This is a genomic window from Streptomyces sp. TAA040 (assembly GCF_000424845.1).
The window spans coordinates 1-20,562 of record NZ_AUKR01000027.1 but is presented as its reverse complement, the minus strand read 5'-3'; the positions used below and the strand labels follow the sequence as shown (position 1 = coordinate 20,562).

General features: G+C 74.1%; 20 protein-coding genes and 1 pseudogene. 15 read left to right on the top strand and 6 right to left on the bottom strand.

Annotated elements, in window-relative coordinates:
* Positions 1-57 precede the first annotated feature (57 nt).
* The 8 genes from H300_RS27975 (at position 58) to der (ending at position 7,464) form a co-directional block, all read left to right on the top strand.
* Positions 58-1,194, top strand: coding sequence for a segregation/condensation protein A (locus H300_RS27975; RefSeq protein ID WP_078516143.1), 1,137 nt, complete (start codon positions 58-60; stop codon positions 1,192-1,194).
* On the top strand, positions 1,191-1,916 hold the full coding sequence (scpB, locus tag H300_RS27970; RefSeq protein ID WP_078516142.1) for an SMC-Scp complex subunit ScpB: 726 nt from the start codon (positions 1,191-1,193) through the stop codon (positions 1,914-1,916). Before H300_RS27975 ends, scpB begins: the two co-directional genes overlap by 4 nt.
* 12 nt (positions 1,917-1,928) lie before the next feature.
* Positions 1,929-3,083 (top strand): pseudouridine synthase, encoded by a 1,155-nt coding sequence (locus tag H300_RS0119415; RefSeq protein WP_028428742.1) that lies wholly within the window; start codon positions 1,929-1,931, stop codon positions 3,081-3,083.
* Between the two features lie 97 nt (positions 3,084-3,180).
* The gene (locus tag H300_RS27965) at positions 3,181-3,384 is read left to right on the top strand and encodes a hypothetical protein (RefSeq protein ID WP_037981073.1); all 204 of its coding nucleotides are present in this window, start codon (positions 3,181-3,183) and stop codon (positions 3,382-3,384) included.
* A complete protein-coding gene (locus H300_RS0119405; protein WP_028428741.1) occupies positions 3,384-4,472 on the top strand; it encodes a prephenate dehydrogenase in 1,089 nt (362 codons plus the stop codon). Before H300_RS27965 ends, H300_RS0119405 begins: the two co-directional genes overlap by 1 nt.
* 92 nt (positions 4,473-4,564) lie before the next feature.
* Positions 4,565-5,266 (top strand): (d)CMP kinase, encoded by a 702-nt coding sequence (gene cmk, locus H300_RS0119400; RefSeq protein ID WP_028428740.1) that lies wholly within the window; start codon positions 4,565-4,567, stop codon positions 5,264-5,266.
* Positions 5,224-5,940: a lysophospholipid acyltransferase family protein gene (locus H300_RS0119395; protein ID WP_486583950.1), complete on the top strand. Its 717-nt coding sequence runs from the start codon at positions 5,224-5,226 to the stop codon at positions 5,938-5,940. The genes cmk and H300_RS0119395 overlap by 43 nt, the downstream gene beginning before the upstream one ends.
* 54 nt (positions 5,941-5,994) lie before the next feature.
* Positions 5,995-7,464 (top strand): ribosome biogenesis GTPase Der, encoded by a 1,470-nt coding sequence (der, locus tag H300_RS0119390; protein ID WP_028428738.1) that lies wholly within the window; start codon positions 5,995-5,997, stop codon positions 7,462-7,464.
* A 91-nt stretch (positions 7,465-7,555) separates the two neighbouring features.
* Here the strand turns inward: der and H300_RS0119385 are convergent, their stop codons facing one another.
* Both H300_RS0119385 and H300_RS0119380 read right to left on the bottom strand, forming a co-directional pair.
* On the bottom strand, positions 7,556-7,810 hold the full coding sequence (locus H300_RS0119385; RefSeq protein WP_028428737.1) for a hypothetical protein: 255 nt from the start codon (positions 7,808-7,810) through the stop codon (positions 7,556-7,558).
* Positions 7,811-7,931: 121 nt separating this feature from the next.
* Positions 7,932-8,723 carry a hypothetical protein gene (locus H300_RS0119380; protein ID WP_028428736.1) on the bottom strand — a complete coding sequence of 264 codons (792 nt, stop codon included), beginning with the start codon at positions 8,721-8,723 and terminating at the stop codon, positions 7,932-7,934.
* A gap of 108 nt (positions 8,724-8,831) precedes the next feature.
* On the opposite strand from H300_RS0119380, the pseudogene H300_RS31610 reads away from it, so the two are divergent.
* From H300_RS31610 to H300_RS0119360, 4 genes and pseudogenes are all read left to right on the top strand, one after another.
* Positions 8,832-9,290: pseudogene (locus H300_RS31610) on the top strand (transglycosylase family protein); the annotation flags it as partial.
* Between the two features lie 493 nt (positions 9,291-9,783).
* Positions 9,784-10,701: a hypothetical protein gene (locus H300_RS27955; RefSeq protein WP_051270222.1), complete on the top strand. Its 918-nt coding sequence runs from the start codon at positions 9,784-9,786 to the stop codon at positions 10,699-10,701.
* A 47-nt stretch (positions 10,702-10,748) separates the two neighbouring features.
* The gene (locus H300_RS0119365; RefSeq protein ID WP_028428735.1) at positions 10,749-11,723 is read left to right on the top strand and encodes a helix-turn-helix transcriptional regulator; all 975 of its coding nucleotides are present in this window, start codon (positions 10,749-10,751) and stop codon (positions 11,721-11,723) included.
* A gap of 321 nt (positions 11,724-12,044) precedes the next feature.
* The gene (locus tag H300_RS0119360) at positions 12,045-12,260 is read left to right on the top strand and encodes an I78 family peptidase inhibitor (RefSeq protein WP_028428734.1); all 216 of its coding nucleotides are present in this window, start codon (positions 12,045-12,047) and stop codon (positions 12,258-12,260) included.
* Positions 12,261-12,390: 130 nt separating this feature from the next.
* On the opposite strand, the gene H300_RS27950 is transcribed toward H300_RS0119360, so the two are convergent.
* On the bottom strand, positions 12,391-13,392 hold the full coding sequence (locus tag H300_RS27950; protein ID WP_486583949.1) for a phosphatase PAP2 family protein: 1,002 nt from the start codon (positions 13,390-13,392) through the stop codon (positions 12,391-12,393).
* A 334-nt stretch (positions 13,393-13,726) separates the two neighbouring features.
* Entirely contained in the window at positions 13,727-15,022 is a 1,296-nt protein-coding gene (locus H300_RS0119350) for a glycosyltransferase family 39 protein (RefSeq protein WP_028428733.1), read from the bottom strand.
* A gap of 180 nt (positions 15,023-15,202) precedes the next feature.
* Here H300_RS0119350 and H300_RS27945 point away from each other — a divergent pair, with 180 nt between their 5' ends.
* A complete protein-coding gene (locus H300_RS27945; protein WP_051270221.1) occupies positions 15,203-16,981 on the top strand; it encodes an MFS transporter in 1,779 nt (592 codons plus the stop codon).
* Positions 16,982-17,025: 44 nt separating this feature from the next.
* Positions 17,026-18,213: an acyl-CoA dehydrogenase family protein gene (locus tag H300_RS0119340; RefSeq protein WP_028428732.1), complete on the top strand. Its 1,188-nt coding sequence runs from the start codon at positions 17,026-17,028 to the stop codon at positions 18,211-18,213.
* 59 nt (positions 18,214-18,272) lie between these two features.
* Here the strand turns inward: H300_RS0119340 and H300_RS0119335 are convergent, their stop codons facing one another.
* Positions 18,273-18,719, bottom strand: a complete 447-nt coding sequence (locus tag H300_RS0119335; protein WP_028428731.1) for a cell division protein SepF — start codon at positions 18,717-18,719, stop codon at positions 18,273-18,275.
* 625 nt (positions 18,720-19,344) lie between these two features.
* Here H300_RS0119335 and H300_RS0119330 point away from each other — a divergent pair.
* Positions 19,345-20,259 carry a trypsin-like serine protease gene (locus H300_RS0119330; protein WP_028428730.1) on the top strand — a complete coding sequence of 305 codons (915 nt, stop codon included), beginning with the start codon at positions 19,345-19,347 and terminating at the stop codon, positions 20,257-20,259.
* 102 nt (positions 20,260-20,361) lie between these two features.
* Here H300_RS0119330 and H300_RS0119325 read toward each other — a convergent pair.
* On the bottom strand, positions 20,362-20,562 hold a 201-nt coding region (locus H300_RS0119325; protein ID WP_028428729.1), incomplete at its 5' end, for a transposase.

The following is a 20,562-nucleotide window of genomic DNA, read 5'->3' as shown; positions in this document are numbered from 1 at the left end:
CGCCCGGGGCGGGGCGAAGGGCCGGAACCGGGGGCAAGCGGGGTAATCTGCCCCGCGATGACCGAGACCGAGGCAGCCCACGCGCAGGGGCCCCGGCCCCGCAGGGCGCTGGGGCGCGGCCCCCTGCCCCCGGCTTTCCCGGGCCCCGCCCCCGACCCGCCGGGCCCCGCCCCCGACCCCGGCCCGGCGCCGGCCGCCGGGAGGGGCACCGCGCCGGGTTCGGGGCCGCCGCCCGCGCAGGAGCCGCGAGCGCCCGCCCCCGGCGCTGCCGGGGAGGTGCCCCCGGTCGGGGACCGGTCCGCGACCGAGGAGGCGTGCGCGGCCGACGACGGCCGGTTCACGGTGGTGCTGGACAACTTCGAGGGCCCCTTCGACCTGCTGCTCCAGTTGATCTCCAAGCACAAGCTGGACGTGACGGAGGTCGCGCTCTCCCGGGTGACCGACGAGTTCATGTCCTCTCTGCGCGCCATGGGGCCGGACTGGGACCTGGACCAAACGACCGGGTTCCTCGTCATCGCGGCGACCCTGCTCGACCTGAAGGCCGCCCGCCTGCTGCCCTCCGCCGAGGTGGAGGACGAGGGGGACCTGGCACTGCTGGAGGCGCGGGACCTGCTGTTCGCCCGGTTGCTCCAGTACCGTGCCTACAAGCGGGTCGCGGATATCTTCGCGGAGCGCTGGGCGAGCGAGGCCCGGCGATTTCCGCGGACAGTCGGCCTGGAGCCGCAGCACGCGGCGCTGCTGCCGGAGGTCGTGATCAGTGTCGGGCCGGAGGGCTTCGCGCGGCTGGCGGTGAAGGCGATGCAGCCCAAGCCCGTCCCGCAGGTCTACGTCGACCACATCCACACACCCCTGGTGAGCGTCCGCGAGCAGGCGGAGGTGGTCGTCGCCCGGCTGCGGGAGCGCGGTGAACTGACGTTCCGCGTCCTCACCGAGGACGCGGGGGACACGCTCACCGTCGTCGCGCGCTTCCTCGCCCTGCTGGAGCTCTACCGGGAGCGGGCGGTGCTGCTCGACCAGGAGGAGCCGCTGGGTGAGCTCACGGTTCGCTGGAACGGTGCGGCCGAGTCCGCGCCGCGGGTGACCGGCGAGTTCGACCGCGCCGCCCCGGCCGATCCCGCGACGGCCGTCGGGGCGTCCGGTCCCGGCGACCCGAACGCCGTAGCCGGCCTTCCGACCCACCGGAGCGAATCATGACCCACCCCGCCGGACCCCCCGCCGGCCCGGACGGGCCCGCCGCGCCGCCCGCTGCGGGCGGGCTGCCCGGCCCGCGGGCCGGAGCCCCGGACGTCGGGGAGGGCGCGGACGCCCCGGACGTCGGCACGGTCGCCGAGCTGCCGCTGAAGCCCGCGCTGGAGGCGGTGCTGATGGTGGTCGACGAGCCGGCGACCGAAGCGCACCTGGCCAAGGTGCTCCAGCGCCCGTGTCGGGCCGTTGCGGAGGCGCTCCGCGCGCTCGCGGACGACTGCACCCGGCAGGGCCGGGGGTACGAGCTGCGGTTGGTGGCCGGAGGATGGCGCTTCTACGCCCGCGCGCAGTACGCCGACGCAGTCGAGGCCTTCGTCCTGGACGGCCAGCAGGCGCGTCTCACCCAGGCCGCGCTGGAGACCCTCGCCGTCGTTGCCTACCGCCAGCCGGTGAGCCGCTCGCGGGTCTCCGCGGTGCGCGGCGTGAACTGCGACGGCGTGATGCGGACCCTCCTGCAGCGCGGTCTGGTGGAGGAGGCGGGCACCGAACCCGAAACAGGTGCGATCCTGTATGTGACGACGCACTACTTCCTGGAGCGGATGGGGCTGCGCGGCCTGGACGAGCTGCCGGAGTTGGCGCCCTTCCTGCCCGAAGCGGACGCAGTGGAAGGCGAGAGCCGGGAGGGCGTGCCGTCGTTCGACGTAGACGACAGCGGCGATTCCCAGACCTAAGACGGAACTTTGATGCGAAGCAGCGGCAGTAACAGCAACCGGAACAACCGGGGCGCGGGCAACAGCCGCGACGACAGGCAGCAGCGTTCGTCCGGGCGGCCCCGCCCGGAGGAGCGGCGCCACCGCACCGGCGGCGCCGGCGGGCCCGCCAAGTCCGGCGGGCCCGCCGCGTCAGGCCAGGGCCCCACCAAGTCCGGCGGACCGGCCAAGAGCGGGGGCCCCGCCAAGTCCGGCGGGCCGGCCAGGGGCTCGGGAGGTCCCGCCAAGTCCGGCGGGCCCGCCAAGAGCGGGGGCGGCCCCGCCAAGGGTGCGGGCACGCCCGCGCGCGGCGGGCGCAGGCGTACCGAGCCGAGCCGCCCCCGCGAGCTGGAGGCGCAGATCGAGGAGCGCAACCGCGCCCGCTACGACACCCCGCGTCCGAAGACCCCGAAGACCTTCGGCGACCAGGAGGGCGAGCGGTTGCAGAAGGTGCTCGCCCGGGCCGGCATGGGCTCCCGCCGGGCCTGCGAGGAGATGATCGAGCGGGCCAGGGTCGAGGTCAACGGCCGGATCGTGCGGGAGCAGGGCGTCCGGGTCGACCCGGCCAAGGACGAGATCAAGGTGGACGGGTTGACCGTCGCCACCCAGGCGCACCTCTTCTTCGCCCTGAACAAGCCCGCCGGCGTGGTCTCCTCCATGGAGGACCCGGAGGGACGGCAGTGCCTCGGCGACTACGTGCAGAACCGCGAGACGCGGCTGTTCCACGTGGGTCGGCTCGACACCGAGACGGAGGGGCTGATCCTGCTCACCAACCACGGAGAGCTGGCCCACCGGCTCACCCACCCCCGCTACGGCGTGCAGAAGACCTACCTCGCGGCCATCCAGGGCCCGATCCCGAGGGACCTGGGCAAGCAGCTCAAGGACGGCATCAAACTGGACGACGGCTACGCGAAGGCGGACCACTTCAAGGTGGTGGAGAACACCGGCAAGAACTACCTGGTCGAGGTCACCCTGCACGAGGGCCGCAAGCACATCGTGCGGCGGATGCTGTCGGAGGCGGGCTTCCCCGTCGACCGTCTGGTGCGGACCCGGTTCGGCTCGATCCCGCTCGGCGACCAGAAGTCCGGTTGGCTCCGGCGGCTCACCAACCCGGAGGTCGGCATGCTGATGAAGGACGTCGACCTCTGATCCCCCGGGGAGCGCCGCGGCGAGACCGCCGCGGCCGGGACCGGAGGCCGGGGGCGGGGCCCCTGCCGGGAGTTCCGGCAGAGCACGAGGAGCGGTGATGGCGGTGCGGGCGGTGCGTGGCGCGGTGCGACGGGCGCGGGACGACGCGGAGGAGACGCGCGCCCGGGAACCGGACACCGCGGGCGCGACGCCGCGCGCGGCGCGTATCGTCGCTCCTGTCGAGACCGACCCGACCAAGGCAGCCGTCGACCGAGTGCACCTCGGCGCGGCCACCGCACTCCGCGAGGACCTCACTCCGTAATGCGCACCGCACTCGTCATCGGCACCGGCCTCGTCGGCACCTCCGTCGCGCTGGCCCTGAGCGCCCGCGGTGTGCGGGTGCACCTCGCGGACCGGGACGCGTCCCAGGCGAAGACGGCCGCGGCCATGGGCGCCGGCACCGTGGAACCGCCCCCCGGGCCGGTGGACCTCGCCGTGGTGGCCGTGCCGCCCGCGCACATCGCGGCCACCGTCGCGGACGTGCAGCGGCGCGGTGCGGCCCGGGGCTGCCTGGACGTCGGGAGCGTCAAGGGCGGCCCGCGCCGGGAGCTCGCCGCGCTGGGCTGCGACCCGGCCGGCTACCTCGGAACCCATCCCATGGCCGGCCGCGAGCAGTCCGGTCCGCTCGCGGGGACTGCCGAACTCTTCGAGGGGCGGCCGTGGGTCCTCACCCCGGCCCCGGAGACCGACACCGAGGTCCTCAACCTCGCGCTCGAACTGGTGGCCCTGTGCAGGGCGGTGCCCGTCGTGATGGACGCGGACGCGCACGACCGCGCGGTGGCGCTCGTCTCGCACACCCCGCAGCTGCTCTCCAGCCTCGTCGCCGCGCGTCTGGAGAGCGCCGACGAGACGGCGGTGCGGCTGTGCGGGCAGGGCATCCGGGATGTCACGCGGATCGCGGCCTCCGACCCCGCGATGTGGGTGGACATCCTCGCCGCCAATCCCGGCCCGGTCGCGGACGTGCTGGACGCAGTGGCCGCGGACCTGGACGCGACGGTCCGCGCGCTGCGGGCGCTGGAATCGGCCGACGAGTCCGCGCGTGACAAGGGCGGTGCGGGCATCGTGGACGTGCTGCGCCGGGGCAACGGCGGCCGGGCCCGGGTCCCGGGCAAGCACGGCCAGGCGCCGACCGCCTACCGCACGGTGGCGGTGCTGATCAGCGACCGCCCGGGCGAGCTGGCCCGCATCTTCGCCGATGCAGGACAGGCCGGGGTCAACGTCGAGGACGTCCGCATCGAGCACGCCACCGGGCAGCAGGCCGGCCATGTCCAGCTGATGGTGGAACCGGGTGCGGCGGGCCGCCTCGCCGAGGCGCTGCGCGGCCGGGGCTGGGCGCTCCGGCAGCAGTAGCTTCCCGGTAGCCTGGTGCGGGGCGGCTCCGCTCCGCGACGCCCCGAGTCCCTCGGGGCCCCCTTCCTGGTTCGAGAAAGGTTCCTGTCACCGTGGAAAGCGCTCCGGCACCCGTTGTCGTCGCCATTGACGGCCCCTCCGGCACGGGCAAGTCCAGCACCTCCAAGGCCGTGGCCGCGAAGCTGGGACTGAACTACCTCGACACCGGGGCGCAGTACCGGGCGATCACCTGGTGGATGCTCTCGGCCGGCATCGACGTCGACGACCCCGCCGCCGTCGCCGCGGCCGCCGACAAGCCCGTCATCGTCTCCGGCACCGACCCCGGTTCGCCGACCATCACCGTGGACGGAGCGGACGCCTCAGCGCCGATCCGCACCCCCGAGGTGACGGCGGCTGTCAGCGCGGTCAGCGCCGTCCCGGAGGTCCGGGCCAGGATCACCGGGCTCCAGCGGGCGATCGTGACGGGCGCGTTCCGCGGCATCGTGGTGGAGGGCCGGGACATCGGGACCACGGTCCTTCCGGACGCCGGACTGAAGATCTTCCTCACCGCCTCTCCCGAGGCCAGGGCGGCCCGACGGGGAGGAGAGCTCGGCGCGACCGCCGGAGCGCCCCGGGTGGACCTTGACGCCACGCGGCAGGCGCTGCTCCAGCGGGACCGCGCGGACTCCAGCCGCAAGACCTCGCCGCTGGCCAAGGCCGAGGACGCGGTCGAGGTGGACACCACCGAACTCTCCCTGGAACAGGTCGTCGAGTGCGTGGTCACCCTCGTCGAGGACAGGCAGCGCACCGCGTGAGCCGCGCCATCGCGGTCCCGATCCCCGGGCCGCCCGTCCCCAGCGCCCGTGGGGCCGCGTTCGGGCGCGGCATCGGGATCAGTCTGATGTACGGGTTCTTCCGGCCCCGGCCGCTGGGTGCCTGGCGGATGCCCGCCTCCGGCCCGGTGATCCTGGCCGGCAACCACGCGCACAACATCGACGGGCCGATGATGATCGGCACCTCGCCCCGCCCGCTGCACTTCCTGATCAAGAAGGAAGCCTTCGTCGGCCCGCTGGCCCCGTTCCTGCGCGGCACCGGCCAGGTCCGGGTGGACCGCTCCGCGGCCGACCGGGCGTGCGTCACGCAGGCGCTCTCGGTGCTGTCGGCGGGTGGCGTGCTGGCCATCTTCCCCGAAGGCACCCGGGGCGAGGGGGACTTCGCCTCGCTCCGGTCGGGCCTGGCCTACTTCGCCTTGCGCTCCGGCGCCCCGGTGGTGCCGGTCGCGGTGCTCGGCAGCACCGAGCGCCGGGGACGCCTGATACCGGCGATGCCGCCGCTGCGCAGCCGGGTCGACGTGGTCTACGGGGACCCGTTCGACGCCGCCGACGGCAGTGGCCGGCGGACCGGCAAGGCACTCGACGCCGCGACCGTGCGCATCCAGCGGCGCCTGGGCGACCATCTCACCGAGGCGAAGCGGCTCACCGGCCGCTGAGCCGCCCGCCCGAACACCCGGGTAACCGAGCCACGTACACAAGGACAGGACTTCATGGACGACCAGAACAATTCCGGCGGCGCGCACGGGCACGGTGAGCTCGGCGAAGCCGAGTACTCGGAGTTCATGGAGCTCGCCGCGGAGGAAGGCTTCGACGCCGAGGACATCGAGGGGGCGCTGGCGGAGTCCGGGCACGGACGGCTTCCGGTGCTGGCCGTCGTCGGACGTCCCAACGTGGGGAAGTCCACCCTGGTGAACCGGATTCTGGGCCGCCGCGAGGCAGTGGTCGAGGACCGCCCTGGTGTCACCAGGGACCGGGTCACCTACGAGGCGGAGTGGGCCGGCCGCCGCTTCAAGGTGGTGGACACCGGCGGCTGGGAGCAGGACGTCCTGGGTATCGACGCCTCGGTCGCCGCGCAGGCCGAGTTCGCCATCGAGGCCGCCGACGCCACGGTGTTCGTCGTCGACGCCTCCGTCGGGGCGACCGACACCGACGAGGCCGTGGTGAAGCTGCTGCGCCGGGCGGGGAAGCCCGTGGTGCTCTGCGCCAACAAGGTGGACGGTCCGGCGGGCGAGGCGGACGCGGCGATGCTGTGGTCGCTCGGCCTGGGCGAGCCGCAGCCGGTCTCCGCCCTGCACGGCCGGGGCACCGGCGACATGCTCGACGAGGTGCTGAAGGCGCTCCCGGAGGCGCCGGAGCAGACCTTCGGCACTCCCCTGGGCGGTCCGCGTCGGGTCGCACTGATCGGCCGTCCGAACGTCGGCAAGTCCTCCCTGCTGAACAAGGTCGCCGGGGAGAACCGGGTGGTCGTCGACGCACTCGCCGGCACCACTCGGGACCCGGTGGACGAGCTGATCGAACTCGGCGGCAAGACGTGGAAGTTCGTCGACACCGCGGGCATCCGACGGCGCATCCACCTGATGGAGGGCGCCGACTACTACGCCTCGCTGCGCACCGCGGCCGCGCTGGAGAAGGCGGAGGTCGCCGTGGTGCTGATCGACGTCACCGAGCCGATCAGCGTGCAGGACACCCGGATCATCTCGATGGCGGTGGACGCCGGCCGGGCCCTGGTCATCGCTTACAACAAGTGGGACGACCTCGACGACGAGCGGCGCTTCTACCTGGAGCGGGAGATCGAGCGGGACCTGGTCCAGGTGCAGTGGGCCCCGCGGGTGAACGTCTCGGCCCGGACCGGACGGCACATGGAAAAGCTGGTCCCGGCCGTCGAGACGGCGCTGGCGGGCTGGGAGTCGCGGGTACCGACCGGGCGGCTCAACGCCTTCCTCGGTGAGATCGTGGCCTCGCACCCGCACCCGGTGCGGGGCGGCAAGCAGCCGCGGATCCTGTTCGGCACCCAGGCGGGCACCCGGCCGCCGCGGTTCGTGCTCTTCGCCTCCGGCTTCCTGGAGGCCGGCTACCGGCGGTTCGTCGAGCGCAGGCTCCGTGAGGAGTTCGGCTTCGCCGGCACCCCGGTGCACATCTCGGTGCGGGTCCGGGAGAAGCGCGGCCGCAACAAGAGCTGACCGGCCCGGCTCTCCGCTCGACGGAGACGGGTGGCCCCGCCGCTCGGCGGGGCCACCCGTGGTGCCCGCCGGGCCCCGGCGGGATCAGCGGTCACAGCCCGTGGCGCCGCCGGTCGTCCCCGGGAGCCGGTGGCAGCGCGGGAAGCGCCGCCGGGCGGCCCCGGCGGTCGTCGTACCACGAGGTGGCGACGCCGGTGCCTCGCACCGTGCCGAACCCGTCGAAGCTCAGGCCCTCCTCGCCCGACCGGTCGCCGGGCAGGGCCCGGAAGAGGCGCTGGTACTCGGCGTACAGCGCGTCGTAGATCGGTGTCGCCGACGGGCCGTGACCCTCCTGCGCGGGGCGCATCCCGGGGATCTGACCGTGGCGCGGGTACGAGTGGCGGGCTCGGGGAGATTCGTATGGCTGCACGCTGTTGCCAACGAGGCCGGGGCCCCGCTGGATGCGGGGCCGGGCCGGCCAATGGTGCTCAGGTGCCGGCGAGCGGCATCCGGGCGGCGACCAGCACGCCGCGCTTCGCCGCCTGCTCCAGGGAGTCCCGCAGCATGTCCTCGCGCGGCTGCTGGCCGATGGCACCGGCCGGGGCGGCGTAGACCAGCACGGTGTTGGTCCTGCCCGCCGACTGCCGCCACTCGTCGGTCACCGACAGCGGCTGGTGCGCCTGCCACCAGGAGTTGGACTTGCCGGTCTCCGGCCCGGGCTGGAGCACCGCGTGCAGCTTGCCCATGGCCAGCAGCACCGACCAGCCCTCGATCGGGCCCGGCTGCACGGCGACGTCGGCGACCGGGTGGAAGCCGGCCTCGGTCAGCAGTGGCAGGAACGCGTCCGTGCCGTCGTCGGCGTCGGGACGCGCGATGGGTCCGGTGGGCTCGACGACGATCGCCGGGTGGAGCTGCTCGTCGATGAGCACCTGGCCGCAGGTCACGCCGAGCACCGCCTGGCCGTCCGCCGAGGCCGGTGCGGCGGCGGGCGCCGGGCCCTGGGCCTCGGCGGTGATGGTGCGCACCGCGCCCTGGATCTCGTCCTCGGTGACCTTGACGATCTGCGAGGGGATGCACTGGGCGTGCGCGAAGGCCAGTACGGCCGTCTCGTCGCCCACGAAGAGCACCGTGCTGGTGTGTTCCGTGCCCGTGTCGCCGGGGGTGCGGCACGAGGTGCAGTCGTAGGCGCCGGGGGCGGTCTCGCCGGCCAGCAGCCGCGCCGCTTCTTCTTCGCCGATCTCGGCGCGTACGTCGTTGCTGACGTCGAGCATGGGGGACACAGGGACTCCTGGTGTTCGGTTCTGTTTCGTGTGCACAACGGCGGATCCGCGTCCGCGGTCACGCAAACCGAACGGTCCGTCCGCCGCCGACGGTTGCGCGTGCGGGCCATGCGCCGTTTTCGGTCAGCCGCGGTCGGAAGGCGACCACTGCCGGAAGATTCGGGTGACGTGCCGAACCCGCCGGACGGACTGCATACGGCCGAAACCTCGCGGGACACCTCCCACGACGTCGCTTCCTCCGCGGAGGAAGCGACGGGCGGCTCCTCTCGTGAGGCGATACCAAAGAACCGATGCAGCATCAGCCGGGGGCTGGTCGCGGCCGGGGTCCTCCGGCTTGCGGTGCTGTCCGCGCCCCCGGAGGCCTCCGCGCACCCCCGGCAGGCCCCGAGCGCGTGCTCCTCCGGCGGATCGCCCTGCGACTGCCTGGCCCGGTGTGAGAGCAGCGGCCGCTGGGACATCGACACCGGCAACGGCTTCTACGGCGGCCTCCAGTTCCGGCAGTCGACCTGGGAGGAGTACGGAGGGCGGCAGTTCGCCCGCCGTGCCGACCTCGCGACCCGTGCGGAGCAGGTCACGGTGGCCGAAGGCGTCCTGGCCGGCCAGGACTGGGGCGCTTGGCCCGCCTGCTCGCTGGAGTGCGAACTGACCACCGAGTCCGGAGCCCGGCTGCCGAGGCACGTCGTCCGGCCCGGGGACACGCTCTGGTCCGTGGCACGCCGGCACGCCGGCACGGGGTGCCCGGTGGCTGGGAGGCGCTCCACCGGGCGAACCGCCCGCTCGTCGGACCCGATCCCGACCGGCTCTGCCCGGGGACCGCGCTCCTGCTCCCGTCGACCCCGTCCGCCGCGGGCGGCAAGGACCGGACCGGGGGAGCGGTGCGAACCGAGAAGTTGTGAGACAAGACTCGTTCTTCCGGTCAACCGCGCAGCCCTGAGGAGTGTCCTTCCAGGAGAAGGGCGGAGAGCGGACGCGCTCATCCGCAGGAGCGAGAGATCCGGAGAACGATGTCCACCACCGCCCGACCGGTGCCGTGCCGCGGCGAGCAGGCCGCGGAACCGGCGTGGCTCCGGTGACCGCCGCCGGGGGCCCCTGGAACCACCGTGCCGGAGAGCCGGACCCCCCGCGTGCCGACTGCACCGCCGATTCCGCGGGCGGCCTGACCTTCGACATCGCCGCACCCGGGGCGGAGGAGCGCTGGGACGCCGCGCTGTTGCTGCGCCGCCGGGGCACCGAGCAGCCGGAGACCGTCAGGCTTCCGCTTGTTCCTGCGGGCGCCGGCATGCTCCGGGCCGTGCTGCCCAGTACCGTGCCGCTGGCGGAGGGGCGCTGGAACGCCTACCTGGCGCTGGGGGAGGAGCACCCGCGACGCCTGGTGCCCGGCCGCACCGCGCTCGACCCGCTGATCGGCCGGGTCCCCCGCGCGGGTCGGACCTGGCTCGGGGTGCGCATTCCGTACCGCACCCGGCATGGCAACCTGGCCCTGCGGGCCTGGTTGCGCTGGCCGCACGCCGAGGCGGCCGGGTTCCGTCTGGAGGGCGGAACGGCTCCGGCGCTGGTGCTGCACGGCCGGCTGCACGGTGCGGAGCTCGGCGCGGGCAGCCTGCTGGAAGCCAGATCCACCGAGGCGTCCGCACCCGGTGCCACGGCCCCGGTGCGTGCCGAAGGCGACGGCTTCACCGTCCGGCTCCCGGTCGGCGCGCTGGCCCGCCACGAGCCCGGAACCGAGTGGCAACTGTGGCTGCGCGCCGCATCCGGGGCGGACCCGGTCCGGGTCGCCCGGATCTTCGACGTCGACCCGGACAAGCGCTTCACGGACCGGTGCGCCGGGCTGCCCGCGGGCGGCGGAGCGGTGCTGCGGCCCGCCTTCACGGCGGACAACGACCTCTCGCTGCGGGTCGAGGAGGAGCCTGCCGACCACCGCGGCGCCGCGGCGCCGGCCGACACGGCTTCGCACTGTGCCGGGAGCCCCGAGGCCTGAACCGGGCGGCCCCCGGGCCGTCCCCGCGCCCTGGCAGACTCGGGTGCATGGTGGAGACCTCGGCGCGCCTGCTGCGCCTGCTGTCATTGCTCCAGGCCCAGCCGGAGTGGTCCGGGGCGCGACTGGCAGAGCGCCTGGGAGTGACGGGCCGCACGGTGCGTCGGGACGTCGAACGGCTGCGCGCCCTGGGGTACCCGGTCCACTCCGCGACCGGGACGGCGGGCGGGTATCGGCTGGGTGCCGGAGCCCGGCTGCCGCCGCTCCTGCTCGACGACGAGGAGGCGGTTGCCGTCGCGGTCGGGCTACAGGGCGCGGCCGGCGCGGGGGTCCGGGGTGTGGAGGAGGCCTCGGTGCGGGCCCTGGCCAAACTGGAACAGGTCCTCCCGCACCGGTTGCGCCGTCAGGTCGCCGCACTCGACGCCTACACGGTACCGATGCGCCGGGCGCACTCCGGTCCCGAGGCCGATCCGGCCACGCTCACCGAACTCGCCCACGCCTGCCGGGACCGCCGCACGGTCCGCTTCGACTACCGCTCCCACAGCGGCGGCACCTCGCTCCGGACGGCGCAGCCGCACCGGTTGGTCAGCACCTACCTGCGCTGGTACCTGGTCGCCTGGGACACCGACCGGGCGGACTGGCGCACTTTCCGTGCCGACCGCATCACCCTGCGGCCGCCGCACGGGCCGGTCTTCGCCCCGCGCACCCCGCCGGCCGAGGACCTCGGGGCGTACGTCTCGGAGCGTGTCTCGACCGGGCCGTACCGGGCGCGGGGGACGGTGCTCCTGCACGCACCGATCGCCGAGGCGGCCCGGTGCATCCCGCCGTCCGTCGGCGTCCTGGAGGCCGTCGACGAGTGGCGCTGCCTGCTGCGCACCGGGGCCTGGAACTGGGAGCAGTTGGTGGTGCACATCCTGGTGGCCGGGGTGGACTTCGAGGTCCGGGAACCGGCCGAACTGCGGATGCACGTCGCCGCCCTGCGCGACCGGCTGGGGCGTGCGGCTCAGCCCTCGGAGGCAGGCTGACCCCCGGGCGCGGGGGCCGCCCGGGGGTCCGGGGTTTCGCCGACCACCCGGACACCGCAAAGGGCCTTTGGTATCCAGCCGGACAAGGGTCGGGAGCGGGAATTCAACCGGGCATTCGAGGGGTTCGAACAGAGGTGAGAAGCGCTGTTCCGGAAGGAATGCGAAAGGAATCCGGCGGTATTCTCCTGCCTGCAGCAGGGGTCGCGGGCGGCCGGTGCGTACGTCTTCCACCGACTGCGCACCGTTGTGACACAAGCGTGACGGTGCGAGGACCGGGCCGCTACTTCCGGGTGCTCCGGTTGAGGTCGTACGGTGGTTGCCATGTCACAGGAACCGGAAGGCCCAGCACCGTCGACCGAGGAAACCGCCGCCTACATCGGTCTGTCCGAGACCGATGCGCAGGACCTGGCGCACCGTCGGGGGTGGGCGACGGTGCGGGCGGTGGCACCGGACTCCATGATCACGATGGAGTTCCTGGAGGGGCGGCTCAACTTCGCCGTCTCGGACGGGGTGGTCGTCCGCTGCTGGAAGGGCTGAGCGGAGCGACACTCCGGGGCCCGGTCGGGCCCCGGTCGGGCCCGCGGCCCGGAAGCCGGGGCCGCCGCGACGCCGGGCCACTGCGCCCCGCCGGGGCCCGCACCCCGCCGGTGCGGTGCCGCCGTCCCTCTCAGAACGGTGGGCGACCCGTCCGCTCGCTCCAGCGGTGCGTGCTCTGCGCGGGCCGCTCCGGCTGTGGCCGCCGCGGTCCGGCCGGAGCGGCGGGGGAGCGCTCCGCACGCAGCGGCTGCGGACGCGCCGCGTAGTAGAGCCGCCCCTGCGAGACGCCGGACGTGCCGCGCGGGCCGGGGGCGCCGTCCCGAGAGCGGTCGGGCGCCGGTCGAGCGGCCAGTGACGGACCCGTCCCGACCGGCGCCAGTGCCCGTGCCGCCATCCGTGCCGCCTCCCGCAGGCGCGCCCAGTAGACCGCGATGTGCTCCTCGACCCGGGCGATCACCGGCTCGTTCCACGGCAGTGCCAGCAGGATCAGCAGTCCGGCGGCCCATCCGAGCAGGACGTCGCTGATCCAGTGGGTGCCGAGGTAGACGGTCGTGGTCCCCACCCCGAGGGCGAAGACGGCGGCCAGGACCGACAGCCAGCGCCTGGCCCGCGGGGTGCTGGCCAGGTAGGCGAGCACCCCCCAGGTGACCACGGCGTTCGCGGTGTGCCCGGACGGAAATATGTCCCCGGTCAGGAACATCTCGTTGGAGCCCATCTCGGTCGCGTAGTGCGGTCCTTCCCTCCCCATCCCCAGCTTGGCCGCGCCCACGGTGACGTTCAGCAGCAGCAGCGAGACGGCGAGCACCAGCAGCGGGCGCACCGTCCGCTGGCGCCAGGACCGCCAGCCGAGCCAGGCCGCGACGAGCACCGCCGTCGGCCCGCGCTGGCCGAGCACCACGAAGTAGTCCAGGAAGGGGTGGAGCTCCGGCCACTGCTTGTAGGGGCGGAAGAGCATCGCCTGCCAGTCCAGCCGGACCAGGACTGAACTGCCCAGCACCGCCGCCACGATGGCGGCGTACAGGCCCAGGGTGGTGGCGAAGAGCGTCCTGCGGGTGACGCTCATCCCGGGGACCGGGGTGGTGGGCGGCGCCGGCTCCTGCTCCAGGCGGGCGAAGATACGGTCGGTACGCACCCAATCGACATTACAGCGGGTGATGGCTCTCCCAGGTCCGGGCACGGTCTTCGTAATGCCGATGTGATGTGCAATCCGCCTCGTCGGAGGTGTCCGGGGCAGGGAATCGGTGGGAATCGGTGGTGCCGAGTTCTGATATCGCAGGATTATTCGGCGGGTTGGTCCGGCGCCTTTCCCGGTGCGACTTCCGTAGTCCATCGGTGATTAACCCGGCCGGTGCGGGGCCCGTGGCCGTGGCCGCTTCCGTGCCGACCAGGGCCGGGCGCGGCCGTCCCGCGGGACCGTGCCGGGAACGAGCGCTCCCGCGCCGCCGCCGGGCGACCGCGGCACACCGTCAGGGCGGGCCGGAGCCGTGCAGCCACATCGCGCCGTAGAGGGCGCTGCCGAGGGCGAGGGCGGCCACCCCCACGGCCGCCGCGACCGGTTGCGCGCGCGCCAGTCGGACCGCGGGCGGGATCAGCAGCGGGAAGGCCGGCAACAGCAGGCGCGGCTTCGAGCCGAGATACCCCTTGGCACCCAGGGCGAGCAGCAGCACCGTCCCGGCGTACGCCAGCAGCGGGACGGGCTGCCGCTGCCGGACGCACAGCACGGCCAGCCACGCCAGCAGCCCGAGCCCGAGCAGGACACCGGCCCCGGCCGCCGCGCCGGGCCACCCGTGGCCGAAGCGCCCGACGGTGAACCGAGCGAAGGCCAGGCCGCCGTCGAACCCGTTGCCCCACTGCCCCTGCACGTCGAGGTAGCCCAGCGGACTGCCGGTCTCCACTCCGACCCGCGCCACGTGGCCCAGCCAGCCCAGCGGGGCCAGCAGCACCCCCAGCAGCATCCGGTGCCGCACGGTCCCCGGCCCCCCCGCGCCTTGCTGCCCGCCGTCCGCCGTCGCGCGCGCCGCCGGCGGCGCAGGGGCGCCCGGCCGAGCGGCCGAGGAGGTCCGCTGCCCGGGCAGGACGGTCCGGGCAGCGCGTCGCCGGGCCCGCTCGCGCCGCCACTCCAGCGCGGCGGCCGCCCAGACCGCGGTGACCACGGCGGCGCCGACCGGGCGGGTGAGGCCCGCCGCGAGGGCGAGGGACCCGGCCCACACCCAGCGGCCCGCGAGGACGGCGTGCACCGCCCAGACGGCCAGGGCGGTGAACAGCGACTCGCTGTACGCCATCGACTGCACGATGCCCACCGGCAGCGCCGCCCACAGGACCGTGAGTATCACCCCGGTCCGGGGCCCGTGCAGCTGGTCGCCGACGGCGAAGATGCCGGCGGCCGCGGCCAGCGAGGCGACCGCGCTGACGAGCACCCCCGCGTCCCCGGCCGACAGCGGCGAGACCTGCGCGGCGAGTCGCTCCAGCCAGGGCAGCAGAGGGAAGAACGCCAGGTCGGGGTGGACGGTGCCGTCCGCCAGGCGGGCGGTGTGGCCGTAACCGTCCTCGGCGATCCGGGCGTACCAGATCGAGTCCCAGCGGGCGGAGAGCAATCGGTACCCGTCGCGGCCGGTGGCTGCCGACCACCCCGCGAGCACCGCCAGCCCCAGTAGCCGCACCGCCGCGTAGGCGGCCAGCGCCTGCGCAACCGGGGGCAGCCGGACCCCTCGTCCGAGCCGTCGGGTTTCCGCCGCGCGCGGTGCGGCAACAAGATCGCTCACAGGGCGATTATGTCGCCCGCCGCACCGGCCGCGGCCGGTGCGGCGGGCCGGGGGAGCGGGGGACCTGCGGGTCTCGCGTACTCTTTCCCCGTCACTCGCCTGCCGCACCGGGCTGGACGCTGCTGCCTTCGCGTCCGGCGTTCCCCCCGGTCCGGAGCAGGCGCAGGAGGAGGTGCGTACATGCCGGGGACCACCGCCGTGGACCGTGAGCGGGCAGCGGGCGCCGGGGCCCGCTCCGTCGACCGGGACCGCCCCGCCGGCCGGTGGGCGGTGCTGGTCATGCTGTGCAGCAGCCTGCTGCTCGTCGCGATCGACGCCACGGTGCTCCACGTCGCGGTGCCGGCGGTCTCCGCCGACCTCCGGCCCGGGGCGATGGAACTGCTGTGGATCGTGGACGTCTACCCGCTGGTCTGCGCCTCCCTGCTCATCCTGTTCGGCACGCTCGGCGACCGCACGGGACGGCGCCGGGTGCTGCTGATCGGCTACGGCATCTTCGGGTCCGCCTCCGCGCTGGCGGTCGTGGCGGACTCGCCGGGCACACTGATCGCCGCGCGGGCCCTGCTCGGGGTCGGCGGGGCGATGATCATGCCGGCGACCCTCTCCATCCTGCGCCAGGTCTTCCCCGACCGCCGGGAGCGGGCGATGGCGATCGGCGCCTGGAGCGCGGTGGCGGCGGTCGGCGCCGCGCTGGGCCCGCTGGCCGGCGGGCTGCTCCTGGAGCACTTCTGGTGGGGCTCGGTGTTCCTCGTCAACATTCCGCTGATGCTCGTCAGTATTCCGCTCGGCCGGTGGCTGGTGCCGGAGTCCACCGGCTCCGGGAGCGGCCCCTGGGACGTGCCGGGGGCGCTGGCCGCCGCCGGCGGGCTGTTCTGCCTCACCTTCGGGGTGAAACGCGTGGGCGGCGGGGAACTGCTCCACCCGCTCACCGCGCTGCTGGTGCTGACGGGCGGCGCGCTGCTCGCCTTCTTCGTGGTCCGGCAGCGCCGGAGGAAGCACCCGCTGATCGACTTCTGCGCCTTCGCCCGGCCTGCGTTCGGCACCGCGGTCGGCTGCATCGTGCTCACCGTGCTGGCCCTTGTCGGACTCGCCCTGATCGCCGCCCAGTACCTCCAACTGGTGCTCGGTCTGTCGCCGCTGGAGACCGGGCTGCGACTGCTGCCGCTGTCGGTGGCGGCCGTCGCCGCCGGTCTCGCGGGACCGTGGCTGCTGCGACTGCTGGGGCCGCGCGCGATGGTGTCGCTGGGTTTCCTGATGACCGCGGCCGCCGTGCTCAGCCTCGCTCCGCTCGGAGAGCACGACCGGCCGGCACTGCTGCTCGGCGGCTTCGTTCTGCTGGGCTTCGGACTGGAGACCACCCTGTTCGGCTGCTACGAGTCGATGCTCAGCGACGCGCCGCCGCAGCAGGCCGGTGGGGCCGCCGCCGTCGGCGAGACCGCCTACCAGTTGGGCGCGGGACTGGGCATCGCGGTGCTGGGCAGCGTGATGAACGGTGCCTATGCCGCCGGGCTGGCCCGTTCCGACGCCGTTCCCGGCACGGTCGAGGAGGAGGCGAGCCACTCGCTGGGTGAGGCGGAGGTGGTGGCCGACCGGCTCGGTGGGGAGGCCGGCGAACTGGTCAGGGAAGCGGCACGGACCGCCTTCGGCCACGGCCTGCAACTGACGCTGCTGGTCAGCGCCGGACTGCTGTTCTGCGGGGCGCTCGCCGCGCTGCGGCTGCCGCGATCGGCGGAGGCGCACGGGGCACCGGCCGAGGACCCGGCCGAGGGGGACGGCGGTGCGGCGACCGCGACGGAGCATCCGCGGCCCGCGGACGGCACCGCTGCGGCGCAGGCCGCCCTGGTGCCCGCCCAGTACTCCGGCGGGCCGTGGTCCGGTCCGCGGACCGGACCACGGCCCGCCGACGGTCCGGCTCCGGACACCGGCAGTTCCCTCTTGTCCGGTCGGGTTACCCGGCCGTAACGTCGGACGCCGCACGAGCCGATCACCCCGCCGGAGGCCGACCGATGTCCCGCAGCACCCCGCCGCCGTTCAGCGTGTCCGACCCGCTGGGCCTGGACGACCTGCTCTCCCCCGAGGACCTCGCGGTGCGCGACACCGTCCGGGCGTGGGCCGGGGACCGGGTGCTGCCGCACATCGCCGACTGGTACGAGCGCGGTGAGCTGCCCGACGTCCGCGGCCTCTCCCGCGAACTCGGCGGGCTCGGCGCCCTGGGCATGCCGCTGCGGGGGTACGGCTGCGCCGGCGCGTCCGCGGTGCAGTACGGACTGACCTGCCTGGAGCTGGAGGCGGCCGACTCGGGGATCCGCTCGCTGGTGTCCGTCCAGGGTTCGCTCGCGATGTACGCGATCCACCGTTTCGGCTCGGACGAGCAGAAGGAGCGCTGGCTCCCGGCCATGGCCGCGGGCGAGATCCTCGGCTGCTTCGGGCTGACCGAGCCCGACCACGGCTCGGACCCGGCCGGTATGCGCACCCGCGCCCGCCGGGACGGCGGGGACTGGGTGCTGACCGGCCGGAAGATGTGGATCACCAACGGATCGGTCGCCGGAGTCGCGGTGGTCTGGGCCCGCACCGAGGAGGGGATCCGCGGCTTCCTGGTACCGGCCGGCACTCCCGGGTTCTCCGCGCCGGACATCCACCGCAAGTGGTCGCTGCGCGCCTCGGTCACCAGCGAACTCGTCCTGGACGAGGTCAGACTGCCGGCCGATGCGGTGCTGCCGGGGGCCACCGGGCTGGGCGGTCCGCTGAGCTGCCTGAGCCACGCCCGCTACGGCATCGTCTGGGGGGCCATGGGCGCGGCGCGGTCCGCCTTCACCGCCGCGCTCGACTACTCCCGTACCAGGGAGCAGTTCGGCCGGCCCATCGGCGGCTTCCAGCTCACCCAGGCGAAGCTCGCCGACATGGCGGTGGAGCTGCACAAGGGCCTGCTGCTCGCCCTGCACCTCGGCAACCGGATGGACGCCGGGACCCTCCGCCCGGAGCAGGTCAGCTTCGGCAAGCTCAACAACGTGCGGGAGGCGATCGAGATCTGCCGGACCTCCCGGACGATCCTGGGAGCCAACGGGATCTCGCTGGAGTACCCGGTGATGCGGCACGCGACGAATCTTGAGTCGGTGCTCACCTACGAGGGCACGGTGGAGATGCACCAGTTGGTGCTCGGCAAGGCGCTCACCGGGCAGGACGCCTTTCGCTGACGGTCCGCCGGCCGGAGGCCGACCCTCCGGGGACCCCCGGGTCGGCCGCCGACCGGTCGTCAGCTCTGGTTGAAGAAGCCGCCCTCGGCCGCGCGCCGGTCCTCGCCGCTGACCACCTGGTAGTCGTTCGGCGTCAACAGGAAGACGCGGGTCGCGACCCGTTCGATGGAACCGCGAAGGCCGAACGTCAGCCCCGCTGCGAAGTCGATCACCCGCTTGGCGTCCGGGGACTCCATGCCCGTGAGGTTCACGATGACCGGGACCCCGTCCCGGAAGAGTTCGCCGATGCCGCGGGCGTCCCGGAACCCGTCGGGTGTCACGGTGGCGATCCGGGTGCCCTGGCCCTGTGCCGATTCAGCGGTCGCCCGGACGCGCGGGTCGGTGACCCACGCGTCACGAGCGGCGTCTCCGGGTTCCGGCCCCTCGGCGTAGTCGTCGTCGTAGTAACGCATCTCGCTGTCGTCGACGAGGCCCAGCCAGGCACTCGCCTTGCGCACCGATCCCATGGACGCCTCCTCTCGCATGCGGTCTGTGCCGTCCGCACTACCTATCGTCGTTCATGATGCGGATGATGCGCCAAGCCGATATCCACTCCGGCGGCGATTCGTGACAGTTCTGGTGCACAGTGCCAGGCCCGCGAACAGGGATTCTGCGGTATACGGGTGGTGACGGAGAGAAAGATCATCGCTTCCCGCCGCGCGGGTGAGGGGGACGGGCAATCGGGTGAGGCCGCGCGGCCGGGTGATACCTCGTCATCGTCCGGAGCAGAAACGGTAATGCCGAGGAGTGGAAAAGCACAGTGTCCGGAATCATCGTCCCCCGCGAGCCTGTTGGGCGCGCCGGACGCGCCGTGCCGCGCACCTGCTCATCCGTACGCCCGTTGACCGCACCGGGAACGCCCCCGCCGCGGCGGGCAACACGCTGGCACACGGCGTTCCGGCCGGTCCGCGCGCGACCGGGCGATGATCGGCCGTACCGATGAGCAGGTGCCCGGCGCGGCCGGCCGGTCCCGCTGTCCGGCGGACGTGCCCGGGGACCGCCCCGCGGCCGGGCAGGGGCCGGGCAGGGGCCGGGCGTCGCACAGGACCGCTCGGACGTCGGGGATACGCCGGAACACTGCAGGAGGCAGACGTGCGGAGCACACGCAGGACCCCCCGAGGAGCCCGGGCCGGGCGGTTGGCCGCCCTGGGCCTGGCCGTTCTCCTGCCCGCGGGGCCGGCTCTCGCCGCCTCCGGGCCCGGAGGGCCGGCGCCGGAGTCCTTCACCGGCGCGCAGCTTGACCTGGCGTCGGAGGCGGTGCGCGTGGCGGATGTCGCGGGCACCGCCTGGCACGTCGACGAGGCGGCCAACCGGTTGGTGGTCACGGTCGACAGCACGGTCGACGAGGTGGACGTCGACCGGCTCAGGCAGGTGGCGGGCCCTCGGTCCGGGGCGATGCGATTCGAACGGACCCCGGGTGTCCTCGCCCCGCTGGTGAGCGGGGGCCAGGCCGTCCACACGGAGGAGGGGCGCTGCTCGCTCGGCTTCAACGTCCGCGGGGACGGCGCCGACGGGTTCCTCACCGCCGGGCACTGCGCGGTCGGCTCCGACACCTGGTACGCCGACGCGAACCGGGCCGAGGAACTCGGCGCCACCGAGGAGAGCAGTTTTCCGGGCGACGACTACGCGCTCGTGCGGTACTCCGGCGAGGACACCGAACGGCCCGGGACGGTCGACCTGCACAACGGCCGTTCCCAGGACATCACCGAGGCGGGGGAGGCCACCGTCGGCCAGGCCGTCCGCCGCAGCGGCAGCACCACCGGGCTGCGCGCGGGGGAGGTCACCGGGCTGGACGCCACGGTGAACTACGGCGACGGCCGGATCGTCCGCGGGCTGATCCGCACCGACATCTGCGCCGAGTCCGGGGACAGCGGCGGGCCGCTGTTCGCCGACGGCACCGCGCTCGGGCTCACCTCGGGCGGCAGCGGGAACTGCCGGACGGGCGGTACCACCTTCTTCCAGCCCGTCTCCCCGGTGCTCGAACGCTTCGGGGTGGACGTGTACTGACGCCGTGTCGGCAGGGTCCGGGGAGGTCGGCGGTGACGTGCGCCACTCGCGGGATGGAAGAGAGTACTCCCCTTTTTTGGGCTCTCCTGCCGTATGTGTGGGTCACTCTGTGGCGGGTTGGCGGCCGGGGGGGGTGGGTTTGTCTCCGGCGAGGGTGAGCATGACGAGGGCGATGATGGCGTCTGCGGTGTGGAAGCCGAAGCCGCGGCGGATGATCAGGCGGGTCTTGGTGTTCGTGGACTCGATCAGGCCGTTGCTCATGCCGGTGGTCAAGGCGGCACGGATGGCGTCGTGGTGGCGGCG